This window comes from Candidatus Limnocylindria bacterium (assembly GCA_036523395.1).
In the GTDB taxonomy this organism is placed as follows: domain Bacteria; phylum Chloroflexota; class Limnocylindria; order P2-11E; family P2-11E; genus CF-39.
The window spans coordinates 1-2097 of record DATDEH010000011.1 but is presented as its reverse complement, the minus strand read 5'-3'; the positions used below and the strand labels follow the sequence as shown (position 1 = coordinate 2097).

Sequence of the window (2097 nt, the reverse complement as noted above, 5' to 3'; positions counted from 1 at the left end):
CACTGCCCGCGCCAGGAAGGCCGCTCGCTGAGCGACCGCTCGTCTTTGCTCGCCCTCATCCTCCACCAGCGCCGCGTCCCATGCGGTCCGCCCGACGATGTAACCTCGCGCGCCGCCATGCATCGCGTCACGCAGCTGGCTGAGGAACGTGTCTTCATCCGTTCCTCCTCCGAGCAGGACCCACGGCACCGCGCCGCACGCACGTGTGAGCACCTCGCACAGTCGAAGGCTTCCTGGGTACTGGAGCTTCAACACGTCGGGACCGAGCCGCGACAGGCGGCGGGCGGTCTCGGCGACGGCGGGGCCGAGATCCGGGACCTCGCCGTAGACGATCGGCTCGACGATCGAGAGCACGCCAGCCGCACGGCACTCGGCGACGACGCGCGCGACCATCTCGTCCTGGATCGCCGCGACGTCCGTGAGGTCCGGGCGGTACGGAAGCAGCAGCTTGCATCCGACCGCGCCGAGCGCGGCAGCGCGGCCGGGATCGACATCGCCAAGCAGGGTCGTGATGCGGCCCTCGCCGAGCGACTCGTAGCCCTGCGCCTCGAGCGGAACTACGAGCGGAACGCCGTCGAGCTCGGTGAAGGCGTCGAGGCCAAGCTCGACGTCGAGGAGAACGACAGTGGCGAGCCGCGCGAGCCCCCGCACGAGCTCGACCTTGAGGGCGCGAAGCGACGTGGAGTCATCGGGGAAGCCGTGCCTGCGTGCGGCGACGCGAAGGCTGTCGCGGTGATCGAGCGCGAGGCCGCACACCACCCCCCGCCGTGAGGCGATGCGGTCGATCACCCGGCCACGACCGCACCGTCGACCACGGTGGCGCCTCCCAGCAGCGCGTCGATCTCCGACGCCCGAGGCATCGCGGTGCTGCACGAGAGGCGCGAGGCCACGATCGCACCGGCCGCGTTCGCACGACGCACCGCCTCGTCCGCACCTCGGCCGGCGATCAGCGCCGCGCCGAGCGCAGCCCCGAACGCATCGCCGGCGCCGAGTCCGTTCACGACCGGCACGGCGACGCCCGGGATATCGCGCGAGCCGCGCGCATCGACGATCGTCGCCCCGGCGGCGCCGCGCTTCACGACGACGAACGTGGGACCGCGCTTCAATAGATCGCGCGGATCCAGCGCGGCGGCGACGAACTCGCTCGCACCTCCGACCACGACCGATGCGAACTCCGCGGCTCGCCAGGCGAGCTCCGGGTAGTCACGCACGTCGTCCCAGAGGACTTCGCGCCAGTCGAGATCGAAGATCGCGCGCTGGCGGCAGCGCTCGAGCGCCGCGAGCGTCGTCGCGCGGCTTGGCTCTCGCGCCAGTCCGGTCCCGGACGCGTAGAGCAGGCGCGCCCGCGCGAGATCTTCCGGAAGCTGCGTGGCGCGCAGCTCCCAGTCTGGGCATGTCGGCGTGCGATAGAAGGTGATCGGGAAGTCGTCCGGTGGCCACGCCTCGCAGAACGCGAGTGCCGTGCGCAGGGTCGGGTGCACGTGGAGCGAGGCGCACTCGATGCCTTCCGCCTCGAGGAAGCGGCGGATGAACCGGCCGTGGCCGTCGTCTCCGACGGCTGACACGATGCCCGTTCGAACGCCGAGCCGCGCGAGACCGGTCGACACGTTCCCCGCGAATCCACCGACGAAACGTTCGAATGTGCGCACCTCTTCGAGCGGCGTATTCAGCTGCAGCGGATAGAGATCCGCGCCGACTCGGCCGAGGACGTACGCGTCGACGGTCATGGTGATATCTCGCGAGCGTCGTCGCACGCGCGGTCGCACGCGAGCGCGATCGCGAGGGCCCGGCGGCCATCTTGGCCGCTCACCCGCGGCGGGGTGCGAGAGCGGACGCCGACGAGAAAGTCGCGCAGCTCGAAGAAATACGCGTCGGCGAAGCGCTCGAGGAATCCCGGGAAGAGATCCCGACGATCACCGTCGGGAAGGAGTACCTCCACCGAGCGCTGCGCGAAGCCCCCGACACAGACCGTGCCCTCGCTGCAGACGATCTCGGCGCGGATGTCGTAGGCATAGTGCGCCCCGCGGTAGGTCTCGATCGTCGCGGCGGCGCCCCCGGCGAAGTGGAGCTCGGCGAGCGTGAGGTCAGCGCAAGGCG

At 70.9% G+C, this 2097-nt stretch carries 3 protein-coding genes; all 3 read right to left on the bottom strand.

Annotation, left to right across the window (positions count from 1 at the left end; all coding sequences use genetic code 11):
• Positions 1 to 789, bottom strand: a 789-nt coding sequence (locus VI056_01595; GenBank protein HEY6201713.1) for a hypothetical protein, incomplete at its 3' end; no start/stop codon positions are given.
• The gene (locus VI056_01590) at positions 786 to 1727 is read right to left on the bottom strand and encodes a PfkB family carbohydrate kinase (protein HEY6201712.1); all 942 of its coding nucleotides are present in this window, start codon (positions 1725 to 1727) and stop codon (positions 786 to 788) included. The genes VI056_01595 and VI056_01590, both read right to left, overlap by 4 nt.
• Positions 1724 to 2097: Gfo/Idh/MocA family oxidoreductase (locus VI056_01585; GenBank protein ID HEY6201711.1), on the bottom strand; the 374-nt coding region annotated here is incomplete at its 5' end. The genes VI056_01585 and VI056_01590, both read right to left, overlap by 4 nt.